Annotated in this window: 2 protein-coding genes and 2 pseudogenes; 2 read left to right on the forward strand and 2 right to left on the reverse strand. The window is 64.0% G+C overall.

Annotation, left to right across the window (positions count from 1 at the left end):
• Together Q7U29_RS16195 and Q7U29_RS16200 are read right to left on the reverse strand one after the other, a co-directional pair.
• Positions 1 to 354, reverse strand: a pseudogene (locus Q7U29_RS16195) (serine--glyoxylate aminotransferase); the annotation flags it as partial.
• A gap of 194 nt (positions 355 to 548) precedes the next feature.
• Positions 549 to 1,541, reverse strand: a complete 993-nt coding sequence (locus Q7U29_RS16200; protein ID WP_304743143.1) for a glycosyltransferase — start codon at positions 1,539 to 1,541, stop codon at positions 549 to 551.
• 118 nt (positions 1,542 to 1,659) lie between these two features.
• On the opposite strand from Q7U29_RS16200, the gene Q7U29_RS16205 reads away from it, so the two are divergent.
• A complete protein-coding gene (locus Q7U29_RS16205; protein WP_304743145.1) occupies positions 1,660 to 4,650 on the forward strand; it encodes an FAD-binding and (Fe-S)-binding domain-containing protein in 2,991 nt (996 codons plus the stop codon).
• Positions 4,643 to 4,759, forward strand: a pseudogene (locus Q7U29_RS16210) (heme-binding protein); the annotation flags it as partial. The gene Q7U29_RS16205 and the pseudogene Q7U29_RS16210, both read left to right, overlap by 8 nt.

Consider the following 4,759-nt stretch of genomic DNA (forward strand, 5'->3'; position numbering starts at 1 on the left):
GGCCCCGTGCCGCCAGTCGGTGGGCAGGAATTCCACATCGAGCTTGAATTTCTCGGCAATGCCGCGCCACAGCACCGCGAACTGGCCGGTCTCGGCCATCAGCACCTTGTCGCCGGGCGACAGCGTATTGACGATCGCCGCCTCCCAGGCGCCCGTACCCGACGCCGGATAGATGATGACCGGCTGCTTGGTCCGGAACACGCGCTGGCAGCCCGCCAGCACGGCATGACCCAGCTCGGCGAATTCGGGACCGCGATGATCCAGGGTGGGCATGTCCATCGCCCGCAACACCCTGTCGGGCACGTTGGTCGGGCCTGGAATCTGGAGAAAATGTCTACCAGTGTGCAGGGTCATGTGGCGTCCTTCCCAGTCTTGCCTTGGCTTCGCACGGCCCGAATATCACTATTCCTTGGGCTTGTCCCGAGCAGAGGTCAACGTTTTATCTCCTTGGAATTGCACGCGATTGCATTGCAACATCGCCGAGTTTGGCTGCCAACAGCCTCGGGCGGCCGAAACAATCGCAACCACCCCCGCGACACAAAGCCTCGTCATTTCCGGGCGCTCCATAGCCGGCGCAAGCGCCGTTTCGCGCGGGCTCTCATATCCACCAGAGTTCGGCTCATCCCGAACCACCGCGCGTCCCTTTCCGCGCGCAGACGTCTGAGTTCCCGGTCGTGAACGAGATTGTAGTGGCCGGCGTGATCGCGGTCGCGGCGCAAATTTGCCCACCGCTCGATGTACGCTCCGTCCAGCCGGTCGGACCAGACCGCGGCGACCTGATGACGCTCGAACATGCGGTCGAGCCAGCTCCCATTTGGCGGAGCGATGTTCTTCGGCACCCCGGCCTTGCGCCACATCTCGTTCCACAAATGAACAAAGGTGGAATTACCGGTGCGCGCTTCGATCTCTTCGCGGGCTTGCGGAAGAAAGAATTTCTGGAATTCCTCCGAGCCGATTTCATAAGTGCTCTGGCGCGGCGCGATCAGCATCTCCGGCGCAAATAGCGGCTGCAATTCGGTCAACAGTTTGGGGCCGGTTTCGCCCCAGCGCGCGTCCTCCAGGCCCGCCGCCGCTCGCTCCAGCGCCGCCTTCATCAAGGGATGGCGCGGCGGAAAGCGCATCGCGCCGACCGCTAATTCCTGATCCGACTGTTGTGCGATGAAAGTCGTGACCGCCGGCAGTTGGGCGGCGGTCAACATCACGTCGGTGTCGATCCACCAACCTCCCAATTTTTCGAGAAGCGCGTAGCGGAAAATGTTGGCATGCAGGGCGGGGCTGGGTCCGTCGAATTCGTGCCGATAGAAGACGACCTCTTGGTCGAGAATTTCCCGCGCATTGCGCCAGATCACACCATCAGGCAGGCCGGGCACAGGCGCTTCCGAAAACAGTTCGACGCCAACCCCGGCGGTCACGAAACTGGACAGGCACAGCGCTTCATAGGGCGAGAACGGACCATGCCAGAATGTGCGCACCACGCGATCGGGAATGAGCCCGGATTTCTGGCTGATGTCCCCGAGATCGATCTGCTTGCCTGGGTCCATGATCCGCCCGATTTATGGACAGGGCCTCATCGGCCGTCAAGCACCCCGTACACTGAGGTATTCCTTGCAAAGGCAGAACCTGAATGCAAGACATGGAAACAATCACGAGATTGGACCGATGGCGGCGACGCAGACCGACAAGTCTGGAAATTCGGCTGAAAACAGCGCCATTGCAGCGCGCCTGACCCGCGAGATCGACGGGGAGGTATTTTTCGACCCGTTCAACCGCGGCCGCTACGCAACCGACGCCTCGTTCTATCAGGTGATGCCCGCCGGGGTGGTGATCCCTCGGACCATGGACGAGGCGCTGCGGGCGCTCGCGATCGTCAGGGACGCCGGCCAGATCGTCACGCCGCGCGGAGGCGGCACGTCGCAATGCGGCCAGACGGTCAATCACGGCATCGTGGTCGACTTCTCCAGGCACCTCAACCGCATCGTCTCGCTCGACCTCGAGAACCGCTCTTGCGTGGTCGAGCCGGGCATCGTGCTCGACGACCTCAACCGGCAGCTCAAAAAGCACGGGCTTTGGTTTCCGGTCGATGTCTCCACCGCCTCGCGCGCCACCATCGGCGGCATGGCGGGCAACAATTCCTGCGGCGGCCGTTCGCTGCGCTATGGCACCATGCGCGACAACACGCTGTCGATGGATGCGGCGCTGGCCGACGGCAGCCGGCTGCATTTCGGCGAGGTGAATTCCGGCGACGAAAGCGTCGCCCTGTTCTGCGCCATGCTGGATCTCGGCGCCCGCGAGGCAGCCGAAATCGCCGAGAAATTCCCGAAAGTGCAGCGCCGGGTCGGCGGCTACAATCTCGATGCGCTGGTGCCGCGCAATGCGCCGAACAATCTGGCGCATCTGCTGGTCGGCTCCGAAGGCACGCTGGCCTTCACCACTAAGGTCGAATTGAAGCTATGGCCGGTGATCCGCAACAAGGTCCTGGGCGTCTGCCACTTCGGCAGTTTTTACGAGGCGATGGATGCCGCCCAGCATCTGGTGAAATTGCGTCCGATCGCGGTCGAACTGGTCGATCGCACCATGCTGACGCTGGGGCGCGAGATCGCGATGTTCCAGCCGATCATCGGCACCGCCGTGCGCGGCGATCCCGATGCCGTGCTGATCGTGGAATTCGCCGAGGAGGATCAGGCCGAAAACCTCCGGCGATTGAAGCAGCTCGGCGAGCTGATGGCCGATCTCGGTTTTGGCTGGGACCGGCCGCAACGCAAATGGGGCGGCGTGGTCGAGATTACCGAGCCAAGCCTGCAGACGGGCATCGCCGAATTCCGTGCCGCCGGCCTCAACGTCATGATGTCGATGAAGCAGGAGGGCAAGCCGGTCTCGTTCGTCGAGGACTGCGCGGTGCCGCTGCCGCATCTCGCCGACTATACCGCGCGGCTCAACGAGATTTTCGCCAGGCACGGCACCCGCGGCACCATGTATGCGCACGCCTCCGAAGGCTGCCTGCATGTTCGCCCGGTGCTCAATTTGAAGCTGGAGAAGGACGTCAAGGCGATGCGCTCCATCGCCGAGGAAACCTTCGCGATGGTGAGGGAATACAAGGGTTCGCATTCCGGCGAGCACGGCGACGGCCTGGTGCGCTCGGAATTTCATGAGGCGATGTTCGGCCCGCGCATCATCGCCGACTTCCGCGAGGTCAAGCAGCGCTTCGATCCAGGCAACGTGCTCAATCCCGGCAAGATCGTTGACGCGCCGAAGATGGACGATCGCGCGCTGTTCCGCTATCCGCCGGATTACCGCGTCCTGGAACTGAAGACCGCACTCGATTGGTCCGTATACCCCGGCGCCGGCGGGGGTTTTCAGGGCGCGGTCGAGATGTGCAACAACAACGGTGCCTGCCGCAAGCTCGAAGGCGGCGTGATGTGCCCGTCCTATCGCGCCACCCGCAACGAGAAGGACGTCACGCGAGGCCGGGCCAACACCTTGCGGCTGGCGATCTCGGGGCAGTTGGGGCCGGATGCGCTGGCCTCCGACGAGATGATGGACACGCTAAAACTTTGCGTGTCCTGCAAGGCCTGCCGCCACGAATGCCCCACCGGCGTCGACATGGCCAAGATGAAGATCGAGGTGCTGGCGGCGCGGGCAGCCAAACACGGGCTGTCGCTGCGGGACCGGCTGGTGGGCTATCTGCCGCGCTATGCGGCGCTGGCTTCGCGCTTCGCCCCGCTCGCCAATCTTCGCAACCACAGCCCGCTGCTGCGAAAGCTGTTCGAGAAGTTCGCCGGCATCAGCGCACAGCGCGCCCTGCCGGCATGGCGGCGCGATGTGTTCAGCTCTGACGTCGAGGCAACCGGCCCAGTCGATGGCCGCGAAGTCGTGCTGTTCGCCGACACGTTCAATCGCGCCTATGAGCGCGAAAACCTCGACGCCGCGTTGCGCGTGCTGGTCGAGGCCGGATACCGGGTCCACATTCCGAAGCCCGCGGATCGCGGCCGGCCATTGTGCTGTGGACGGACCTTTCTCTCGGCCGGCCTCGTCGATCACGCCCGCGCCGAGCTCGATCGGCTGGTCGAGACCTATGCGCCGTTCGCCGCGCGCGGCGTACCGATCATTGGGCTGGAGCCAAGCTGCCTGCTGACGCTGCGCGACGAACTGCTGTCGCTGCGATCGGACGTGACAGCCAGGAGCGTCAGCGCGCATGCGCTGCTGTTCGAGGAATTTCTGGTGCGCGAGGCCGAGGTCGGCCGCCTCTCGCTGCCGCTCGGACCTGTTGCCGCGAAAGCGATGGTGCATGGCCATTGTCACCAGAAATCGTTCGGCGCCTTCAAGCCGGTCGAGCAGGTACTCCGGCTGATCCCCGGCCTCAATGTCGAAACCATCGAATCCAGCTGCTGCGGCATGGCCGGCGCCTTCGGCTACGGCGCCGATACCTACAAGACCTCGATGGAGATGGCCGAACTGTCGCTGCTGCCTGCCATCAGGCGCGCAGACGAGGCCACGCTCGTCGTCGCCGACGGCACCTCGTGCCGGCACCAGATCAAGGACGGCGCCGGGCGTGGCGCCCTTCACGTCGCGCGCGTGCTGGCGATGAGCCTCGACAGCGCGGGCTCCACCCCCTATCCCTCCCTGATCACAAAGGAACCGACCCATGGCTGAACTGACCCTCGACGTCGCCCGCAAGATTCTCGACGTCGCTCTCGCAAAGGGCGTCGAGAAGAAACTGAAACCCCTCGTGGTCACCGTTCTCGATGCGCGCGGTTGCGTC

Origin of the sequence: Bradyrhizobium sp. (assembly GCF_030654605.1) — a bacterium.
Taxonomy (GTDB): Bacteria; Pseudomonadota; Alphaproteobacteria; order Rhizobiales; family Xanthobacteraceae; genus Bradyrhizobium.